Below are 20,179 nucleotides of genomic sequence, written 5' to 3' on the forward strand. Positions count from 1 at the left end.
TAAAAATACTATTTAGGCCATTTCAAGCTTAATAATACATCCAGCGGGGCTTGTTTCCTCTATGGTAATTTCTGCATTAATAGTTTTATTCTTGTTTTTTACATTTAAAGCCCCTTGACTTCCATAATGCTTACCCATATCATCCAAATCATCCCAAAGGTGTTCAAATGACATGTCTTTTGTATAATATTTAGCTTTCACATAATTCGTTTTATTAACTGGTGTCGCTGCCATAACTCCAAAGTAACTATCAGAATCACCATTTAACATTATTTTTAGAACAACATTACACCCAGCTCCTACTGCATGAAAACCAAGCTCAAAAGTAGTAGCATTAACAGGTTTGCTACTATATGGGGTGATCGGTTGTAAAGTACTATTTCCTTTAGAATCGTGAAAATCTCCATGGCCAACATCGTTATTCCAAGCCACTTCCCATTGAACATTTGTTCCATTTTCAACAGCAATAGCTAAATCATTTCTCTCCGAGTTGCCTCCAAATATGTCTTTAATTAATTGTACGGGGTCAATATTGAAATTAACGGTCGTTTTCCTTTTTGTTTTTAACATTGTTTCTCTTTTTAAGTTAGTAAAAATTGCTACTAAAAATCTTGTAACACAGATTTTTTTTCGCTTTGTGGCATTTCTTAATAAGTAAAAACATAAATATTGTCTTGAGTAATAATAATTCCTCAGCTATGTTTTTACATATTTTAATGCTTCATTTATACAACCTAAAAGTAAATTAGCAGCTACTTAATCAAATAGTCAACTTTAGGTTAAACAAATACACATAATTGTATATTTATAAACCAAAAATAAAACATATATAATTGATCTACAGGTATTTAACTCTTAAGCAATCATTAAAAGTTATAACCTAGTGTTATTCAGGAATAAGCGTGAAGTTTTTTCTTTATTAATTTCTTCTTTTCTTCTTGAAACCTTTGTTTTTTCTTCTAGAAGGTTTTGATGGTTTGTAGGTTACAGTATCATCAAAGGTGTTTTTTGCTTTCCCAGCTTTATTTTTACGCCACGAAGTATCTTCTGGAAGTAATTTTTTCAATAAATCAGTACGCCCAACTTTGTTCAATGTGTCTTTAATCCATTGCTTATTTTCTTTTTTATACCAAAAGAAAAACTTGTGCTGATCTTCCTTCTCCTTTTTAGTCTTTGGAGTTTTTACCTCTTTTAAAGTATACGGATGGTAACCACTGTAATAAATTACTGTAGCCACCGTCATCGGTGTTGGGGTAAACCCTTGTACTTGTTCTAACTGGAAGCCCATATCTTTGGTCTCAGCAGCTAAATTTGCCATATCTTCGGCCTCACAAGCTGGGTGACTAGAAATGAAATACGGTATTAATTGAAGTTTTAATTTCTTTTTTACATTGATGCGGTCAAACCTATCTTTAAATAAATGAAAATACTTAAACGAAGGCTTACGCATTAACTTTAGTACAGGATCGGAAGTGTGTTCTGGCGCTACTTTTAATCGCCCAGAAACGTGTTTTGTCATCACCTCCTCTGTATAAGCATCCAACTCTTTAGGATCCGCATTTTTATTGAACTCAGGCACTAACATATCATGTCGAATACCACTTCCAATAAATGATTTTTTCACCTTCGGATGCGCATCAACCGCTTGATATAACTCGGTTAACGGTTTGTGTGAGGTATCTAAATTACTACAAATTACAGGTGAAATACACGACGGAGCAACACATTTGTCACAAATCGCTTGTACTTTACCTTTCATCTTATACATATTTGCCGACGGCCCTCCAATATCTGATAAGTACCCTTTAAAGTCATCCATTTGGGCAACTTGATCCACTTCCTTTAAAACCGATTCTTGACTTCTACTTGCAATAAACTTTCCTTGGTGTGCTGAAATAGTACAGAAACTACAGCCTCCAAAACACCCACGGTGAATATTGATAGAAAACTTAATCATTTCAAACGCAGGTATAGGTCCACGCTTGTTATACTTTGGATGTGGTAAACGTGTAAAAGGTAAATCGAATGAAGCATCAATTTCTTCCTCCGTCATTGTTGGAAACGGTGGATTAATCATCAACTTTTTATTTCCAACCTTTTGAAAAATACGACGTGCGTATAATTTGTTAGACTCCTGCTCTATCACTTTAAAATTAGAAGCATACGCCTTCTTATCTTTCAAACAAGCTTCATGCGAACTAATTTCTACATCGTCCCAGTTCTTATTTTTCGGAGTTTTCTCATCTTCTTCTAATAAAACAGCGGTCTGCTTAATCGTTTTTAAGCTCGAAAATGGCACACCTTTTTGCAACAGCTCTACAATTTCTCTTAGTGGCTGCTCTCCCATTCCGTATACCAACATATCGGCTTTAGACGTTTCTAAAATCGTTGGTAGTAATTGATCAGACCAGTAATCGTAATGAGTAACACGACGCAACGAAGCTTCAATTCCACCAATTAATACGGGAACATCTGGAAACTTCTCTTTTAAAATTTTAGAATATACTGAAGTAGCATAATCAGGTCTGAATCCTTTATCTCCATTAGGCGTATAAGCATCCTTATCACGACGGCGTTTACTCGCCGTGTAATTACTCACCATCGGATCCATACAACCACCGGTAACTGCAAAAAATAATCTTGGAGTTCCTAGCTTCTCAAAATCTTGTAAGTTGTCATGAACACTTGGTTGTGGAACAATTGCCACACGCAGGCCATAACTCTCTAAAATACGTCCAATTACTGCAGGACCAAATGATGGATGATCTACATATGCATCTCCACTGAACAGGATTACGTCTAATGCATCCCATCCTCTTAACTTCACCTCCTTATTTGTAGTCGGTAACCAATCTGAAAGTCGTCTTATTCTCATGCCGCTGCAAAGGTACGGGGTTTTATTTACACTACAATACAGTAAAAAACTGAAAACTACATTATAAACACATCTAACAAAAAAAGAAAATCGTAATTTTTAATTAGATTTATCTCCTAAATCATTTAAATAAAATTTAAAAATGAAAAAAAACATTCTTTTTCTACTACTAGTATTTTTATCCTTTCAAAGCTTTTCTCAACTACAAACTGAAAAAATTGTTCCTCCTGCCAAAGGTAAATCGGCAATTTATTTTCTTAGAACAAGCGGTTTAGGTGCTCTAATGAACATCAGGTATTTTGACAATGAAGAATACTTAGGAAGATTTAATGGTGTTAACTATTTACGTTATGAATGTGAGCCAGGAGAAAAAGTATTTTGGATTAAAGCGGAAAATATTGATGTGCTAGAAGCTAATTTAGAAGCTGACAAAGTTTATTTAGTTGAAACCAATGCAGTGATGGGAGCTTTTTCTGCAGGTGCGAAATTTAAATTAGTGGATTTCAACAAAAAAAATCAAGTGAAAAGAATTAATAAGCTTTTAGAAAAAAAAGAACCGAAAACTTTTACTCAAGAAACTCTACAAGAGCAACTACAGAAAATGAAAGATGTTGTAAACAAGGGCTTAAAAAAAGTACGAAAAAAAATAGAGCGTAAAAAAACGACTAAGCTAGCACCTAATATGAATTATACAATCTAAACTACTCACATCTTTTAGTTTAACTTCCCTTTAACAATTAATTAAGATAAAACCGAAAGTAGTTTTACTAATTTCCGCCCTTATTTATTCAATTAATTTTTACAATGACTAAAAAAATACTTTCAACTATTTTAGTGGTATTTCTTGCTTTAGGAGTTTCTTTGAATGCAGAAGCACAACGAAAGAAGAAAAAAAACGCAAAAAAAGAGACTACCACTAAAAAAGACAGCCCTAAAAAGGGCGGTATACAACCTTACGAAAAGGTGGTTACCAAACAACACAAAACAGACGAAGGTTTGTTTAAAGTGCACTCAAAAGATGCTAAATATTTATTTGAAATTCCAGATTCTCTTCTGAACCGTGAAATGCTAATGGTGACTAGAATTGCCAAAACAGCTAGCGGTATTGGTTTTGGTGGTGGAAAACAAAATACACAAGTATTGCGTTGGGTAAAAAACAAGAAACAAATTTTACTAAAAGTAGTTTCTCACAATGTTGTTGCTGACACCATTTTACCGGTACACGAAGCAGTAGTTAATTCTAATTTTGAGCCCATTTTATTTGCTTTTCCTATCAAAGCATTTAGCAAAGACTCAACAGCTACTGTAATTGATGCTAGTCCACTTTTTGAAGGTGATGTAAAAGCAATTACTTTTCCACAAAGAAGCAGAAAACCTTATAAGATTTCTAAAATGGATAAAACGAGATCTTATATTGACAGAATTAGCAGTTATCCACAAAACATCGAAGTTAGAAATGTAAAAACTTACATTGCTGGAAACCCTCCATCAAATTCAAGTGTAGGTTCTGTAACTATGGAGTTGAGTAACTCTATGATTTTACTTCCTAAAACCCCTATGAAAAGACGTTATTTTGATGAGCGTGTTGGGTGGTTTACGAGTTCTCAAACAGATTATGGTTTAGATGTTCAAAAAAGTAAATCGGTTACCTATTTAGACAGATGGCGTTTAGAAGTAAAAGATGAAGACCTCGAAAAGTTTAAAAGAGGTGAATTAGTAGAACCTAAGAAACAAATTGTATACTATATTGACAGAGCTACACCAAAAAAATGGCGTAAATACATCAAACAAGGTATTGAAGATTGGCAAATTGCCTTTGAGGCTGCTGGATTTAAAAATGCCATCATCGCTAAAGATGCTCCTACTAAAGAAGAAGATCCTGATTGGAGTCCTGAAGACGTACGCTATTCTGTAGTTCGTTACTTGGCTTCTCCTATTCCAAATGCAAATGGACCTCATGTTAGTGACCCTCGTTCTGGAGAAATTTTAGAATCAGATATTAACTGGTACCACAATGTAATGACTCTATTACACAACTGGTATTTTGTACAAACAGCTGCTATCAATCCAGAAGCTAGAACAAATCAGTTTAAAGATGAAATTATGGGGCGTTTAATTCGTTTTGTTTCTTCTCATGAAGTTGGACATACTTTAGGATTGCCTCATAACATGGGAAGTTCTGTTGCCTATCCTGTAGATTCTTTACGTTCTGCTGAATTTACTAAAAAGAATGGAACTGCTCCTTCTATTATGGATTATGCTCGTTTTAACTATGTGGCACAGCCAGAAGACAAAGGGGTTGCTTTAATGCCTAATATTGGTCCTTACGACAAGTATGCTATCAATTGGGGATATAGACCAATAATAGATAAATCTGCTAAGGAAGAAAAACCTGTATTAAATCAGTGGATTAAAGAAAAAGCAGGAAATCCTGTGTATAGATTCGGACACCAACAAGTTCGTAACATTATTGATCCTAGTTCACAAACAGAGGACTTAGGTGATGATGCCATGAAAGCAAGTGCTTACGGTATTAAAAACCTACAACGTATTTTACCTCGTTTAGAAGAGTGGACTACTGAAGATGGTGAAACTTACGAAGAGTTAAAAACTATGTACGGACAAGTAGTTGGGCAATTTAATAGGTATATGGGACATGTGAGTTCTAATATTGGTGGTGTATATGAATACTTTAAAACTGCCGATCAAGACGGTGCTGTATATATTCACGTCCCAAAAGAACACCAAAAAAGAGCGTTACAATTTGTAAATGATGAGTTATTTAAAACTCCAAATTGGTTAATTGACGAAAATATTATTAGTAAAACACAACACTCTGGAATCATTGAGCGCATTAGAGGGCTACAAGTACAAACCTTAAACAGAGTTTTAAAAACAGGAAGGTTAACACGTATGATAGAGAATGAAACTTTAAACGGAACTAAAGCATATTCTCTTATTGAAATGATGAGTGATTTACGTAAAGGTATTTGGAGCGAAGTATACGCTAACAAAACCATTGACCCGTATCGTAGAAACTTGCAACGTGCACATTTAGACAGGTTGGACTTTTTACTAAACAAAGCAAAAGACCAAAAAGCACCAAGAAGCGACAGAGGGTATTTTAAACAAACAGCCGTTACCATCAATCAATCAGACATTAAACCCGTAGTAAGAGGAGAATTAAAGCGTTTACAAAGAGATATAAAAAGAAGTATACTCTCAGCACGTAATACGATAACTCGTTACCACTTACAAGATGCAGCGGATAGAATAGACACTATTCTAAATCCAAACAACTAATTTTTCTTAAATAACAGCAATCTAATGGGTTGCTGTTATTTTTTTATACATTTACCTTCGATCCACTAAAAAACTATAATGAAAAAAAACTTACTTCTATTATTTATACTAGCAATTTCGTTTGCTAGTTGTACTAAGAAAACAACGGCAAAAAAAGCTGAAAAGACAGCAAACACTTACGTTAAAGACCACTACACAAAAAAAGAGGTAAAAATTACAATGAGAGATGGTGTAAAACTACATGCCACCATCTATTCACCAAAAGATACTAGTAAAACCTACCCTATTTTATTACAACGTACTCCGTATAGTTGTCAACCTTATGGAGAAGATAAATTCAGAAAAAAAATTGGCCCTAATCCCGTTTTAATGAAAGAAGGAAACATTATTGTATACCAAGATGTTCGCGGACGTTGGATGAGTGAAGGAGTATACGACAACATGCGTGCTTATATTCCAAATAAAATAGCAAAACAAACTGATGAAACTACCGATACCTATGATACTATCGATTGGCTGGTGAACAACGTAGCAAATAATAATGGTAAAGTAGGTACATGGGGAATTTCATATCCAGGTCACTACGCTACTGTTTCAACCATTGATGCACACCCTGCTTTAAAAGCTGCTTCACCACAAGCATGTATTGGAGATTTCTTTTTTGACGATTTCCACCATAACGGAGCTTTCTTATTGAGCTATTTTAAAGCCATTTCTTTATTTGGAACATACAAAGATCAACCTACCGATTCAGCTTGGTACTCATTTCCTGATATGAAAACTCAAGATCAATATCAGTTTTTCTTAGACAAAGGACCATTAAAAAACTTAAACGAATATTTTCAATACGATAAGTTAGACACCAAAGTTGCCGATAACAAAGAGCGTATTGATGATTTCTTTTGGAAGGAAATTGTAGAACACCCTAACTACGACTCGGTATGGCAAAGCAAAGGAATTATCCAACATTTAGATAAAGTACCATCTACTGTAGCAACGATGATTGTTGGAGGTGAATTTGATGCTGAAGACTTGTATGGCCCATTAGAAACTTACAAAAACATTGAAAAAAATCAACCAAACAACTATAATACCATTGTTTTTGGACCTTGGGATCATGGCGGATGGTCTAGAAATAAAGTAGCTAACAAAGTGGGGAACTACTACTTTGGAGATTCCATCTCTTTAAAATTCCAAAAAGAAGTAGAAACCAAATTTTTCAATCACTTCTTAAAAGGTGATGGTACTAAAAACTCAGGATTACCAGAAGCCTATGTTTTTGATACAGGTAAAAAAACGTGGAAATCTTACGATGCATGGCCACCAAAAAATGCTCAAAAACAAACATTTTTCCTTTCAGAAAACCAAGAATTAACAGCAACTCAAAAAGGAAATAACAAGGTTAGTTTTATTAGTGACCTTAAGCGACCTGTACCCTATTCAGAAGACATAAAAACGGTGTTTACTCCGCGTAAATATATGACAGACGATCAGCGTTTTGCTGCTCGTAGACCTGATGTACTCGTTTATGAAACGGAGGTATTAACCGAAGATTTTACACTTGCTGGTGATATTTTAGCAAAACTACAAGTGGCTACCACAGGGTCTGCAGCCGATTGGATTGTGAAGGTTGTTGATGTGCATCCTGCTGATTTAAAAAACGACAACAAAGAAATGCAAACCCATTTAAAACTCAGCAACTATCATTTAATGGTACGTAGCGAAGTAATGCGTGGACGTTTTAGAAACAGTTTTTCTAACCCAGAACCATTTACACCAAACCAGAAAACAGCCGTAAACATTAAACTACAAGATGTTTTCCATACGTTTAAAAAAGGACACAAAGTTCAAATACAAGTACAAAGCACGTGGTTTCCTTTAATCGATTTGAATCCGCAAACTTATGTAGACAATATTTACAAAGCAGACGAAAAAGATTTTAAAACACAAACACATTCGGTATTTACTGACTCTAGTATTGAGTTTACTGTGCTAAAATAACAACAAACTTTTTCTATTTAAAAACTCACAACACTTAGGTATTGTGAGTTTTTTTTATCAAAAAAACAGCTTATATATTACTAGATTTTCTACGCAACCTTTTCACACTTTGTACATCTATTTTAAAATATACAGACTACAAAGCAAATACCCCACCAAACCAACACATAAACAACTGAATAACAACACAAAAGAACTAAAAGCATCAATATTCACCAAGTACAAATATTAAAATAATACCCTATATTTAACATACTATAAAAAACGTACTCATGAAAAACCTTATACCAATACTACTAAGTGCTTGCTTAGTAATTTCAGCATGCTCAAATAAAAAAGAAAAGAAAACTTCTGAAGAAAAAACCGTTACTACTACCGATTCAATTCCAAAAACTTCTTCTGTTACCACTAAAAACACAATAACAGATGCTTATTTCAAAGCTCATGGAGTTGAACCTTTTTGGAGTTTGACTATTTCTGATAAGATGATTAAGCTACAAACACTTCATAATTCAGATTCTATTTTAACACCACACACAGAACCTATCTATGCGCAAGACAGCAACGTAAAACTATATACTTTACATACCGAATTAGCTGCTGTTAAAATAGAAATTAACCAAATGGAATGTATCAATGCTATGTCGGGTAAATCATTTCCTTATTCGGTAACTGTTGACTACAAAAAAGGAAAGGATACGGAGTTTACCAGCTTAGAAGGATGCGGAGAATACATCACCAATTATCGATTACACGATATTTGGGCATTAGAAGAGTTAAATGGCACAAAAGTTAGTAAAGATGATTTTGGTAAAGAATTGCCGTATATAGAAATAAATGCTACTAAAAACACCTTTATGGGAACTTCAGGATGTAACAGCATCACTGGTAAACTTTTTTCTGAAAGAGAGCGAATTCGATTTACCAACATGGCTTCAACAGAAATGCTATGTACTAAAGGAAATGAAAAAGAACAAGAGTTTACAAAAGCGTTGGCTAGCACCATATCTTACACAATTGCTAATAACCGATTAACACTTTTGAATCCTGATAAAACCTTATTGGTATTTAAAAAAGTTGATTAATAACTATAAAGACTCTCAATAGCGTATTGAGAGTCTTTTATTTTCAACGCTTAATAAAACCAATCATCAAAGTAATTATACAACTCTTTTGCAGATAGTATTCATAATTAAAAACTATGAAAAGCTATAAAATAACTATGCTATTACCTCCTTAATTGGTGTATTTTTCAATAGGTTTGATATGCTAACATTTTATTAATATCTAACCGATTATGAAAACTGGAATAATAACTGGGTGCAGTAGAGGAATTGGATTTGCTATTGCCAATCTGTTAACTGAAAACCCCAACTATAAAATTATTGGAACCTCTACTTCAGGAACTTCTCCAATTACAAAATCAAATTTTGAAATCCATCAACTAAACCTTTCTGAAAGTGATTCCATAGATGATTTTATCAAAAAGATTAAAAACACCAAGATTGACTTTCTTATTAATAATGCGGGAATCTTACTAGAAAACTGGAACGATGCATCCATAAACATCGAACAATTAAAACAAACGTTTAATGTAAATTTATTTGGAACAATTGAATTAACTGAAAAATTAATTCCTAACTTTAAAAAAGATGGACAAATAGTTAACATTACATCTGATTGGGGTTCTTTTAGCGAAAAGAATTTTGATGAATTTCAACCTCATTACAAAATGTCTAAAGCTGCTTTAAATATGTACACTAAGCTAATCGCTAAAAGACTCGAGAAACAACATGTAATTGTTTCAGCTCTTGATCCTGGATGGACTCAAACCGACATGGGAGGAAATGAAGCATCTAGAAAACCTGACGATGTTGCAAAGGATGTTAAAAACTTAATAACTAACAATTCTAAGAGTGGATATTTTTGGCATCAAGGAAACATCAGAGAATGGTAAAACACTATGCTTATACCTAATTAAAGTTAAACTCTAAGCTAAAAACTACCAAGATGACACTAAACGAGATTGAACTAAAAACGATTGATATAAAACCAATCAAGGAATTTTATGCAAATGTCTTGGAGCTTCCAACTACGCAGAGTGACAATAAATCAATTCGTATTAAAACTGGTACTTCCTACTTAAAATTCATAGAAGATTCTAAAAACCCTTCACCTGCCTACCACTTGGCTTTTAACATCCCTGAAAACAAGTTACAAGAAGCTATCAAATGGTCTGCTGACAAGTTCGAATTTGTAAAAAAAGAAAACGAGGTACTGATTACTAACTTCGAAAACTGGAACGCGAATTCAGTATATTTTTATGATGCTGACGGAAACATATTAGAGTTTATTGCTCGACACGATTTGGATAATGCTACTACAACGCAGTTCAATAGCAATCAAATTTTAAATATAAGTGAGTTTGGAATTGTGAAAGACCGTCCTGATATATACGGAAGGTATTTAATTGACACTTACGGACTCCATTTATTTGAAAAAAATCATAACAGTGAAACATTCACAGTTCTTGGTGATGATAATGGACTATTAATCATCGTTAAAACCAACCGAAATTGGTACCCAACAGAAACTCCATCTAAAGCTAGTTGGGCGACTATTAAATTAACCAACTCGGGTACTGATATTACGTTAACAATAACCCCATAAAACGGATTTGAATTTTACTTTAGAACTTCTAAAGTATCATTTATAAAAACATTATTAACTAACCTACTGCTTCTCTCATTTTTTATACTTAAAAAAAGCACTTTTATTCCTTTATATTAGGATGTAAGAACATCAATAGTACATATGTAAACTAGTTATTAGTAACTTGGAGAATGTTTTCGCTATTAAATTCACGTATTAGAAATTCACTGACAATTTAACTGCTAAAAACAAATTCTTTTTCAACATTAAAACTAACTAAAGCTATGTCTAATCAAACCACTATTAAAGGAGATGTATCGTTTAACCAATCTAATAAGGTCACTGCAATTGTAACATTGTGGGAAGCAAACAATAAAAAAGCCATTGGTGAGCATATCATTGCTCCAGAAGCAAAAGGAAGGTTCACCATAAAAGCAACTCCTAAATCAAAAGATACTGTTTTCTATATTACTGCTGAATTACAAAATTCTAAAGTAATGCTACTCTCTGTACTGTCACCTAATTTTGAAGAAGACATTGCAATAAAAGGCATTGTTGTAAATGAGTTAACTACAGTAGCCTCTGCTTTTACCTGTGCTCAGTTTTTTAACGGACTTCAATTAACAGGAAATCTACACGGAATCAAAATTGCCGCTAAAAACACTCCCAACCTTATCAACCCTGTAACAGGAAGCTATGGAGAGGTATTAACGGATCCTTTCAACATCACACAAAACGAAACACTCGCGCGATTAAATACATTAGCCGCATTAATCACAGCCTACGGAACGGTAGAGATTGAAGGATACAGCTGGAAGGAAAACTTCATGAAGTATACAACATCACTAGGAGGTAAAAGACCACAAAATACTGCCGAAGCTATAATTGGTGTCGCCCAATCACCTTGGCTGCATCCTGCGGATTTATTTCATCTTTTTGACAAAGCCTATCCATCACCAGAAGATGGTTTCCCTGCCAAACCTAACAGCAAAGTTCCTACGAGTCGACGCAATGCTCCTTTTGTGCCTTATCTAAGTTTTGCTCCAGAAGATTTCGCTATGATTTTAGCTTTTGGTCAAGGAGGAATCTGCGCTCCTGGAAAACTATCTCTTGACAAAGAAGGAAACCTATGGACAGGGTTAAACTGGATGCCAGGAGCTCAAAATGGCGTGTATCAAGGTATTGGTGGTGGACTTGTAAAGTTGGACTCTACAGGAAAATTAGTATCTCCACCAGTTACGGGTTATACCGGAATGGGTGTTGATGGTGCTGGTTGGGGTACGGCTGTTACCAAAAATGGGACTTGCTGGGTAACGAGTTTTAACGGTTCTATTGGTGTGTATAAACTAGAAGACGGTTCCCCAGTGGTTGAAAAGGTTCCAGAACATATAGCGGAAGCCCTAAATGAAATTGGAGGCTTACAAGGTATTGGAGTAGCTCCGAATGGTGATATTTGGATTGTTGGAACCTCATCCAACACCATGCTTCATTTTCCTGAGGGAGACCTTACCAGAGGTAGAGTTGTTGTAAATGAAAAGCTCAATGAATCTCTTTCTGCTCCGTTTGCTGCTTCGATAGACGCTAACAATCGTGTATGGATTAGTAATACCAACGGCGTATCGCTGGTGCGTTATGCTCCAAATGAAAAAAACAGACCGGTAGAACGTTTTATTCTTGCTGGTGGCGGACGTGGAGTTGCTTTAGATTCAAAAGGAAATTGTTGGGTAGCCTGCAATACGAGTCCAGACTTTCCTCATACCACTACCACAGATGGCGTTTCTATTATTGAAGGATTTGCCCTAGGATATCCACACCTACAACAAACAGTGGGACGTAAGCATAAAACAGGGTCCGTTTTTATGATTCCTGCGGATGCTACACCTATAGATACGATTGATAAAATTACCCATAAATCAAATTTAACACCTTACGGAGATGGTGAACTAAATGCTCCTTGGGGTGTATCTATTGATGGAAATGATGATGTTTGGGTTGCCAATTTTATGGGAAGAGGCGTATCGTTTATGGCAGGTGCATCACCAAACGGACGTACCGAAGATTTTACTACAGGAGAGGTGATTCACACCATCCATTCGGGGAGTATACAAATGTTGACTGATGTAGTAGTTGACCAAGCAGGAAACCTTTGGTGTGCCAACAACTGGAACCTACCTCAAACGGTGATGGAAGCAAAACCCGACCCTGCCTACTCTACTTGGGGTGGCGGCTCTGGAATTGTAGTGGTTTACGGAATAGCCAAACCTGCTCAAACTCCGCTTGCTGGTCCAGTGAGTGGGGTTTAAAAACTATACTACTAAATAAGCGTCTGTTATAAGGACGCTTATTTAATTAACACAGTTGTACTAACTCTTGTACTCTTTTTGTTTTTTTATATTTGGAAGATTAGGAATTAAAATAGTCTAGATATATAATATACGGACATTTTTTGTCCGTATGTTTATGTGTTAGCCACAAGCTGAAAAAAATGACAGCATCAAAATTAAAAGGTAGTTTATTAGAATACACAGTTAGAAGAATTCTTCTAAATTGTGGATTTACGAAAGTAAGACCTGATGGACTTATAATATATGACAGAAGCGGATTAACAATGATAAACGGAAAAGGAGCTGCTCACGATGCTGATGTGTTAATGAATCCACCGATTCAAATGCCTTTTTCTTATCCTTATCGCTTAAATTTTGAATGCAAAGCGTATAATAAAAAAGTGGGTTTAACAATTATTAGAAATGCACTTGGATTAAGATATGATATTAATGAATTTGAAATTGTAACTCGGACACATTTAAGAGAAAGACAAAACAATCGAAGAAGTCCATTAGCAATCGATAATAGGCAAAGGTTTAATTATCAAGTTGGAGTAGCTTCTGTTGAGGACTTTACAAAACCTGCTTTTGAATTTGCAGCAAACAATAAAATTCCATTGATATCATTGCGTTGGTTTTTACCAGCGAATATCTGTGATAGTTTTCATCAAATTACACCAGCATATTTGCAACGATTCACAGAACAACAACTTAATGATATACATCAGTTTTTAAAAGGAAATGATAACGAAAATGCAACAATATTTTTAAGTGAAACAGATTCAATATTTAGAAATATATACAACTCTATCCTTGAATTTGAAAATAGAGTTTTGATTGGATTATTAGAAAGTGGAGATTTACTTTTCTTGATTTCGGACAACAATCATAATGTAGAATACCTTGCTAATAGAAATACCATTATGTCTGCTAGATTCCATTATCGCAGAAGAGCATTAGATAATTGGACTTTAAGTGTAAATCAAGAAGCGAGATTTGAATTTTATTTGCCTGCAAGAATAATTGAAATGTGGAAAGAGCAAAGTTTTGACAGTCAAGCTGCAATAAACCTAAAAGCTGAATTATTTTCAAGAGTTTTTGTATTTGTAAGAAATGGAGAACTGCCTTTTAGAATATTACAAATTGACAGACGTTGGCTGAATGAAATAAATGGAATTGAATAAAAAGCCAGTTGCTAACATTGTGTATAAGTAATAGCGGTTTAAGTGATCAAACGAAAGTATGAACATAAAACAAAGGTTAGTACAAAACTGAAAGGTTTGTGAGTAGAAATCTGCTACTACTCATACACGAAGCCGTTAGCCACAAGCAAAACCGACAAAAACCTTGCGTTTTACGTAAAAATTTTATATTTTTACACGTAAATCAAAAGTAATGGATAAAAAATTGACATTGAGCCTGAACCAGAACATTATAGAAAACGCAAAAATCTATGCTAAATCAAATAATATCAGCTTATCAAAGTTGATTGAATCTTATTTGGCTACTTTGACAGGAAAGTCAAAAAAAACATCTGAAATAACTCCGTTGGTAAAAAGTTTAAGTGGAGTGATTGAAATTCCATCTGATTTCAATGAAAAGGAAGCCTATTCAGAGTATCTAATGGAAAAATATAAATGAAAAAGATTTTGATTGACACAAATATTGTGATTGACCTTTTGGCAAAACGAGAGAATTTTTACGATGAAGCGGCGGAACTTTTTTCACTTTCCGATAAAAAGGAAATTAAATTGACTATTTCGTCACTGACATTTGCAAATACCAATTATATCTTATCTAAGCAAAAATCAGCTAAAGAAGCGAGAGAAATTCTAAGAAAATTTAAAGTATTAGTTGAAATTCTAAACTTAGATGATAAAATAATAGAATTAGCATTGAGCGATGAAGAGTTTTTTGATTTTGAAGACGGACTTCAATATTATTCGGCAATAGAAAATGGAGTCGAAATAATCCTGACAAGAAACAAGAAAGACTTTAAAAATTCAAAAATTCCGGTATTAACGGCAAAAGAATATTTAGCAGCGGAATAAAATGCCAGTGGCTAACAATGGCTATAAACAATTGTGTCGCAAACATAAAACAGGTTCCGTTTTTATGATTCCTGCGGATGCTACACCTATAGACACGATTGATAAAATTACCCACAAATCGAATTTAACACCTTACGGAGATGGTGAACTAAATGCTCCTTGGGGAGTTATCTATTGATAGGAACGATGATGTTTGGGTTGCCAACTTTATGGGAAGAGGCGTATCGTTTATGGCAGGTGCTTCACCAACTGGACGTACCGAAGATTTTACTATAGGAGATTTAATCCACACCATTCATTCGGGGAGTATACAAATGCTGACCGATGTAGTTGTTCACCAAGCAGGAAACCTTTGGTGTGCCAACAACTGGAACCTACCTCAAACGGTGATGGAAGCAAAACCTGACCCTGCCTATTCTACTTGGGGTGGAGGCTCTGGTGTTGTAGTTGTTTACGGAATAGCCAAACCTGCTCAAACTCCGCTTACTGGACCAGTGAGTGCTGTTTAAAATCTATACTACTAAATAAGCGTCTGTTTTAAAGACGCTTATTTAACTACCCTCATTGAATAAAACTCTTAGTACTCTTTTTATTTTTTATATTTGGATAAAAAAAGTGCTATTATACCTCCATATCATTCGTATAAAAACACTAAAAGTACTTATATAAACAAGTTGCCAGTAATCTAAAACGAAATGCCCAAAAGAGACCCAGAGTTAACAGCTCGAAATAAAATAATCAACGGACTTTCCCAAGAAATTAAGGATTTATTACCTGAAGTTCTTAATGCAACTGGATTTGATAGCGTTTTTTCTTTGAATGGTAAAATTGGAGGTAAATTCGCTCAATTTATTGACATACAAAATGAAGTTATAACTTCACCCGACCATTTTATTAGTCTTTGGCTTCAAGGATATAAAGAAGATTTACAGAGTCGAGGTTCCTATGCTCAAAATTCAAATCTTTACGAAACTTATAAATTACTGCAAAAACATAGTGTTTTTAAAGACTATCTCTTTCTTTTTTTAAAGAGAGTCTATTTAAGAAATTTTGATGCTTTATCAAAGAAAAGACCAACCATCGAAAATGCAGAAATTTATATTGGACAAAATAATGCTAACTACGGAATTTTAGTTACACCTCGATTTGTGAGTGGAGATTTTTGGGAAAATGATAAAAGCGAAATAAGACATTTCAAAAAGCAGTATTGGTCTATTGGACATATTCTAAAAACAGGATTTATTATACCAAACAAAAACGACCGAATAACTTTTAGAGATATTCCTGATTACCTAAATTTCTTCGTCAATGTAATTGTCAGAAATTCGGGCTCAAAATATGAAATGGAAATTGCCGAATTATACAGGAAACATGTTTTAACACATAGCAAACCTGAGAATATTCCACTACTTATTCCTGAGTATAGATATGAGGGAATTGATGTAATCCATAAATATCGGCTTGACTTCACCATTATAGAACCAAACGATTTAAACAAGATTGGTTTTGAATTATCACCTTGGTCAACTCACGGATATTTAAAAGGAACAAAGAAAATGACTCAAAAAGCGATTAATGAAAAGGCTAGCGGGAATTTTGAGAATGAAATGAGAAAACATAAGTCTTATTTCAAAAAACACGGTATTTTCACTTTGATATATACTGACGAAGATTTAAAAGATACTTCTAAAATTTTTGAGGATATGAAATTATACTTAGAACCTAAAACATCAAGTAATCAGCTTAAGATTCACATTTTCGATGACTTTTTCACTAATGATGTTACAAAATAAAAGACTACTGGCAACACGGTGTATAAGTAATAACGATTTAAGTGATAACACGAAATTATGAACATAAAGCAAAGGTCAGTGCTAAACCGAAAGTTTCGTGAGTAGTAATCCGCTACTACTCATACACGAGACCGTTCACAACCACCTCAAAAATTCCTCTCTAGGAATTTCTCTTGCTCCTAAGCTTGTTAAGTTATCCGCCAACCACATAACTATCCATATACTAAACTGTTACTAATAGTTTAAAAATTAAACTGAAATGAAAACTGAACATGAAACGCTTCTATCTTACGAACTTGGAAACGATGAAAATTTTAAGGGGAAATCTACCAGTTTACCTAGCGACTTTCATAAATACATCAATATTACTTGCCTAGATATTAGCTATAACAAAATACACTCTCTACCTAATAACATAGGGAACTTATCAAAATTAGAAGAAATTTATATCAACAATAATAAGATAGTGGAAATTCCTAATTCTATTGGGTTACTAAGAAAGCTAGAGTACCTCACGATTAATGATAATCCTATAAAATCAATTCCAAAAGAACTAGAAAAATGTTTGAATTTAGTTGAATTCGCTGCAAATAACTGTGAAATAAACCTGATTCCTGACGAATTAGGTAATTTACCTAAATTACAAGTTCTTTTATTGAATGAAAATAATATTACATCATTACCTAAATCAATTTATTCTTTAAAAAACCTATATAGATTAGAATTGAGAAACAATAAGTTAAAAGAATTACCGAGTGGTATTTCAAAGCTTACAAGCTTAAAACAGTTAGATATATCTGGAAACTTAATTAGACCTACAGAATTAGAAAAATTGAGAAAATTTCTTCCCAATTGTCTAATTAAGGATTAAAACAATTTATTTACAAAAACAACGTAACGATTTCTTAGAGTTAACTTATTCCTTCAACCACCTCAAAAACTCCTCTCTAGGAATTTCTCTCGCTCCTAAGCTTGCTAGATGGTCGTTATATACTTGACAATCGATGAGTTTGTAGCCTCCCTTTTTAGCTAAATGGATAAACGCAACTTTGCTCATATTACTTACTTTGCTAAACATACTTTCGCCACAAAACACCCCGTTTCCTAAATCTACTCCGTACAAACCTGCAACTAATTTATCGTCCATCCATACCTCAATAGATTTTGCATAGCCTTTGTCGTGTAAGTTTATATATGCATCTTCCATTTCATCGGTAATCCAAGTACCTAATTGATCAAAACGATTGATGTGTCGACAATTAAAAATCACCTCGTCAAAAGCTTTGTTTTCTGTTATCGTGAAACCACCTTTTCGCAATACCTGTTTCATCGATTTGGAAATCTTCACTTCCTCAGGAAATAACACCATACGCTCCCATGGAGAATACCAAACAATCGGTTCCCCTTCATTAAACCATGGAAAAATTCCATGTTGGTAGGCATACACCAATCGTTCAGCCGATAAATCACCACCCAAAGCCAGTAAACCATCATCAGTAGCCAACTCATACGGAGGAAACTCTATTTTTTCAGAAAGCCAAATCATTCGTTACATTCTTTTTTGCAAAAATACTACATCCATGAATTCAACATCAACGTTTTATTAATAAAAACGTGGTATAATCGCCATCAGCGAAGCTCGCTGACGTTTCCTCAATAAATTCCTAAAACAAGGTAAGTCCTAACAAATAAATTACGCTACCTACCACCATTGCAATTAACGTGTAGGGTAAAATTTCTTTTGCTTTTAGTTTTGTAATTCCTAATAAGGGTAATGCCCAAAAAGGTTGTAACATGTTGGTTATTTGGTCTCCGTATGCTAATGCCATAATTGCCTTAGGCAACGGAACCCCTAATTTTAATGCACTTTCTACCACAATAGGACCTTGTACAACCCACTGCCCTCCTCCACTCGGCACAAAAATATTGACCAAACCAGCACTAAAAAAAGTAAATATGGGTAAGGTAGTTGCGGTTGCTATCGACACAAAGAAGTCAGAAATTAAAGTAACCATCCCCGTACTTTTCATCACCCCCATAATACCAAAATACAACGGAAACTGAATTAAAATTCCAGAAACATCACTAATTGATTCTCCCACAGCATTGGTAAACTTTTTAAAACTTCCGTGTAGTATAATTCCCAACCCTAACATAAAAAAGTTAATCAAGTTAGGCGTAATTTTTAACTGCTGAATGTCTGCCCAATAACGATAACCAAACGCTACTAAAATCAACACACCAAAAGCAATGGCTAACCATTGAGAACTATCTAGTTTTTCTGCTTGGGTACTAACCTTTTCATCGGTATGCATTTTATATTCTGGTAAATTAATTGCTGTAGGAGCTGCTTTCTTTCCTAAAAAATAAAAGGTTGCCGATACCGCCGCTACTACCACGAAAAAAATCAGCAAATTCCACCAACTAAAAATCGTTTGAGAATAATCAATCACATCAGGTATTTGAGCTAAAACCTCTTCCGAAGAAACCGATTGCATCATGCTTTTAATATGTCCGCTTTCGTTAATTTTTATGGGTGCTGACCCAGAAATTCCACCATGCCAAACCATCAATCCCATATAACCAGCCGCTCCAATAATTGGATAGTTTAATTTGATATTATGTTGTTGCGCATGTTCTGCCACTTTACGTGCCAACAAAGCACCAAAAATGAGTCCTAACCCCCAATTAAAGAAAGCCACCAACATAGTAGTACAACTTACAATAGCTGCACTGTTTGCTGTGTTGGTACAGAATTTTGTTGCTTTTAAAATTAAATTACTCACAGGCTTACTCAACACCAATACATGCCCTAACACCAAAATCAACATCATTTGGTAAGCAAAAACGAGTAATCCGTTAGACCAAATTCCGTTTTCCCAAAATTGTAACACCTCTAAAGAATAGGTAACTACAGAGCTTTCTGCTGGTTTTGTAAAAAGCAGTGCTAATAAAAGAGTTACTAGTGTTAATAATATGGCGATAGTAAAAGGTGAGGGTACATATTTTTTAAAAACATTTTCTATAACCTGCGTAATTTTCATAGTGTAGGGTTTGATTTGCTAAAATAATTAAATAGCAATAGACTTTAGACTTTAGACTTTAGACTTTAGACTTTAGACTTTAGACTTTAGACTTTAGACAAAAGTAGAAAATACTAAATTCAACCAACGGATTACT

General features: G+C 34.3%; 18 protein-coding genes. 14 read left to right on the forward strand and 4 right to left on the reverse strand.

Annotated features, from left to right (window positions below):
• Window positions 1-12: 12 nt before the first annotated feature.
• Complete coding sequence (locus ACN0WY_RS01820; RefSeq protein WP_330487469.1) at window positions 13-570, reverse strand: hypothetical protein; 558 nt, start codon at window positions 568-570, stop codon at window positions 13-15.
• Window positions 571-919: 349 nt separating this feature from the next.
• Complete coding sequence (locus ACN0WY_RS01825) at window positions 920-2,875, reverse strand: YgiQ family radical SAM protein (RefSeq protein ID WP_417799363.1); 1,956 nt, start codon at window positions 2,873-2,875, stop codon at window positions 920-922.
• A gap of 142 nt (window positions 2,876-3,017) precedes the next feature.
• Here ACN0WY_RS01825 and ACN0WY_RS01830 point away from each other — a divergent pair, with 142 nt between their 5' ends.
• From ACN0WY_RS01830 to ACN0WY_RS01895, 14 genes are all read left to right on the forward strand, one after another.
• Entirely contained in the window at window positions 3,018-3,575 is a 558-nt protein-coding gene (locus tag ACN0WY_RS01830) for a hypothetical protein (protein ID WP_417799364.1), read from the forward strand.
• 104 nt (window positions 3,576-3,679) lie between these two features.
• The gene (locus ACN0WY_RS01835) at window positions 3,680-6,178 is read left to right on the forward strand and encodes a zinc-dependent metalloprotease (protein ID WP_330487472.1); all 2,499 of its coding nucleotides are present in this window, start codon (window positions 3,680-3,682) and stop codon (window positions 6,176-6,178) included.
• Between the two features lie 78 nt (window positions 6,179-6,256).
• Window positions 6,257-8,179 (forward strand): CocE/NonD family hydrolase, encoded by a 1,923-nt coding sequence (locus tag ACN0WY_RS01840; protein WP_417799365.1) that lies wholly within the window; start codon window positions 6,257-6,259, stop codon window positions 8,177-8,179.
• A gap of 272 nt (window positions 8,180-8,451) precedes the next feature.
• Window positions 8,452-9,264, forward strand: coding sequence for an META domain-containing protein (locus tag ACN0WY_RS01845; RefSeq protein ID WP_417799366.1), 813 nt, complete (start codon window positions 8,452-8,454; stop codon window positions 9,262-9,264).
• Between the two features lie 212 nt (window positions 9,265-9,476).
• Complete coding sequence (locus tag ACN0WY_RS01850) at window positions 9,477-10,136, forward strand: SDR family NAD(P)-dependent oxidoreductase (protein WP_417799367.1); 660 nt, start codon at window positions 9,477-9,479, stop codon at window positions 10,134-10,136.
• Window positions 10,137-10,189: 53 nt separating this feature from the next.
• Complete coding sequence (locus tag ACN0WY_RS01855) at window positions 10,190-10,849, forward strand: VOC family protein (RefSeq protein ID WP_417799368.1); 660 nt, start codon at window positions 10,190-10,192, stop codon at window positions 10,847-10,849.
• 266 nt (window positions 10,850-11,115) lie between these two features.
• Window positions 11,116-13,134, forward strand: coding sequence for a hypothetical protein (locus ACN0WY_RS01860; protein WP_417799369.1), 2,019 nt, complete (start codon window positions 11,116-11,118; stop codon window positions 13,132-13,134).
• 182 nt (window positions 13,135-13,316) lie between these two features.
• Window positions 13,317-14,339, forward strand: coding sequence for a hypothetical protein (locus ACN0WY_RS01865; RefSeq protein WP_417799370.1), 1,023 nt, complete (start codon window positions 13,317-13,319; stop codon window positions 14,337-14,339).
• Between the two features lie 211 nt (window positions 14,340-14,550).
• A complete protein-coding gene (locus ACN0WY_RS01870; protein WP_330487480.1) occupies window positions 14,551-14,796 on the forward strand; it encodes a DUF6364 family protein in 246 nt (81 codons plus the stop codon).
• Window positions 14,793-15,206, forward strand: a complete 414-nt coding sequence (locus tag ACN0WY_RS01875) for a type II toxin-antitoxin system VapC family toxin (protein ID WP_417799371.1) — start codon at window positions 14,793-14,795, stop codon at window positions 15,204-15,206. The genes ACN0WY_RS01870 and ACN0WY_RS01875 overlap by 4 nt, the downstream gene beginning before the upstream one ends.
• 1 nt (window position 15,207) lies before the next feature.
• Window positions 15,208-15,384: a hypothetical protein gene (locus ACN0WY_RS01880; protein WP_417799372.1), complete on the forward strand. Its 177-nt coding sequence runs from the start codon at window positions 15,208-15,210 to the stop codon at window positions 15,382-15,384.
• A complete protein-coding gene (locus ACN0WY_RS01885; RefSeq protein WP_417799373.1) occupies window positions 15,359-15,715 on the forward strand; it encodes a hypothetical protein in 357 nt (118 codons plus the stop codon). Before ACN0WY_RS01880 ends, ACN0WY_RS01885 begins: the two co-directional genes overlap by 26 nt.
• A gap of 186 nt (window positions 15,716-15,901) precedes the next feature.
• A complete protein-coding gene (locus ACN0WY_RS01890) occupies window positions 15,902-16,999 on the forward strand; it encodes a hypothetical protein (protein ID WP_417799374.1) in 1,098 nt (365 codons plus the stop codon).
• A gap of 259 nt (window positions 17,000-17,258) precedes the next feature.
• Window positions 17,259-17,870: a leucine-rich repeat domain-containing protein gene (locus ACN0WY_RS01895; RefSeq protein ID WP_417799375.1), complete on the forward strand. Its 612-nt coding sequence runs from the start codon at window positions 17,259-17,261 to the stop codon at window positions 17,868-17,870.
• 45 nt (window positions 17,871-17,915) lie between these two features.
• Here the strand turns inward: ACN0WY_RS01895 and aat are convergent, their stop codons facing one another.
• Window positions 17,916-18,545 carry a leucyl/phenylalanyl-tRNA--protein transferase gene (aat, locus tag ACN0WY_RS01900; RefSeq protein WP_417799376.1) on the reverse strand — a complete coding sequence of 210 codons (630 nt, stop codon included), beginning with the start codon at window positions 18,543-18,545 and terminating at the stop codon, window positions 17,916-17,918.
• 118 nt (window positions 18,546-18,663) lie between these two features.
• Window positions 18,664-20,043, reverse strand: a complete 1,380-nt coding sequence (locus tag ACN0WY_RS01905) for a short-chain fatty acid transporter (RefSeq protein WP_417799377.1) — start codon at window positions 20,041-20,043, stop codon at window positions 18,664-18,666.
• Between the last annotated feature and the right edge of the window lie 136 nt (window positions 20,044-20,179).

Source organism: Tenacibaculum sp., from assembly GCF_048269885.1.
Taxonomy (GTDB): Bacteria; Bacteroidota; Bacteroidia; order Flavobacteriales; family Flavobacteriaceae; genus Polaribacter.

Coding starts and splice junctions, on each gene's coding strand:
- ACN0WY_RS01820 (WP_330487469.1), bottom strand. CDS start 570: ATGTTAAAAACAAAAAGGAAAACGACCGTTAATTTCAATATTGACCCC.
- ACN0WY_RS01825 (WP_417799363.1), bottom strand. CDS start 2,875: ATGAGAATAAGACGACTTTCAGATTGGTTACCGACTACAAATAAGGAG.
- ACN0WY_RS01830 (WP_417799364.1), top strand. CDS start 3,018: ATGAAAAAAAACATTCTTTTTCTACTACTAGTATTTTTATCCTTTCAA.
- ACN0WY_RS01835 (WP_330487472.1), top strand. CDS start 3,680: ATGACTAAAAAAATACTTTCAACTATTTTAGTGGTATTTCTTGCTTTA.
- ACN0WY_RS01840 (WP_417799365.1), top strand. CDS start 6,257: ATGAAAAAAAACTTACTTCTATTATTTATACTAGCAATTTCGTTTGCT.
- ACN0WY_RS01845 (WP_417799366.1), top strand. CDS start 8,452: ATGAAAAACCTTATACCAATACTACTAAGTGCTTGCTTAGTAATTTCA.
- ACN0WY_RS01850 (WP_417799367.1), top strand. CDS start 9,477: ATGAAAACTGGAATAATAACTGGGTGCAGTAGAGGAATTGGATTTGCT.
- ACN0WY_RS01855 (WP_417799368.1), top strand. CDS start 10,190: ATGACACTAAACGAGATTGAACTAAAAACGATTGATATAAAACCAATC.
- ACN0WY_RS01860 (WP_417799369.1), top strand. CDS start 11,116: ATGTCTAATCAAACCACTATTAAAGGAGATGTATCGTTTAACCAATCT.
- ACN0WY_RS01865 (WP_417799370.1), top strand. CDS start 13,317: ATGACAGCATCAAAATTAAAAGGTAGTTTATTAGAATACACAGTTAGA.
- ACN0WY_RS01870 (WP_330487480.1), top strand. CDS start 14,551: ATGGATAAAAAATTGACATTGAGCCTGAACCAGAACATTATAGAAAAC.
- ACN0WY_RS01875 (WP_417799371.1), top strand. CDS start 14,793: ATGAAAAAGATTTTGATTGACACAAATATTGTGATTGACCTTTTGGCA.
- ACN0WY_RS01880 (WP_417799372.1), top strand. CDS start 15,208: ATGCCAGTGGCTAACAATGGCTATAAACAATTGTGTCGCAAACATAAA.
- ACN0WY_RS01885 (WP_417799373.1), top strand. CDS start 15,359: ATGCTCCTTGGGGAGTTATCTATTGATAGGAACGATGATGTTTGGGTT.
- ACN0WY_RS01890 (WP_417799374.1), top strand. CDS start 15,902: ATGCCCAAAAGAGACCCAGAGTTAACAGCTCGAAATAAAATAATCAAC.
- ACN0WY_RS01895 (WP_417799375.1), top strand. CDS start 17,259: ATGAAAACTGAACATGAAACGCTTCTATCTTACGAACTTGGAAACGAT.
- aat (WP_417799376.1), bottom strand. CDS start 18,545: ATGATTTGGCTTTCTGAAAAAATAGAGTTTCCTCCGTATGAGTTGGCT.
- ACN0WY_RS01905 (WP_417799377.1), bottom strand. CDS start 20,043: ATGAAAATTACGCAGGTTATAGAAAATGTTTTTAAAAAATATGTACCC.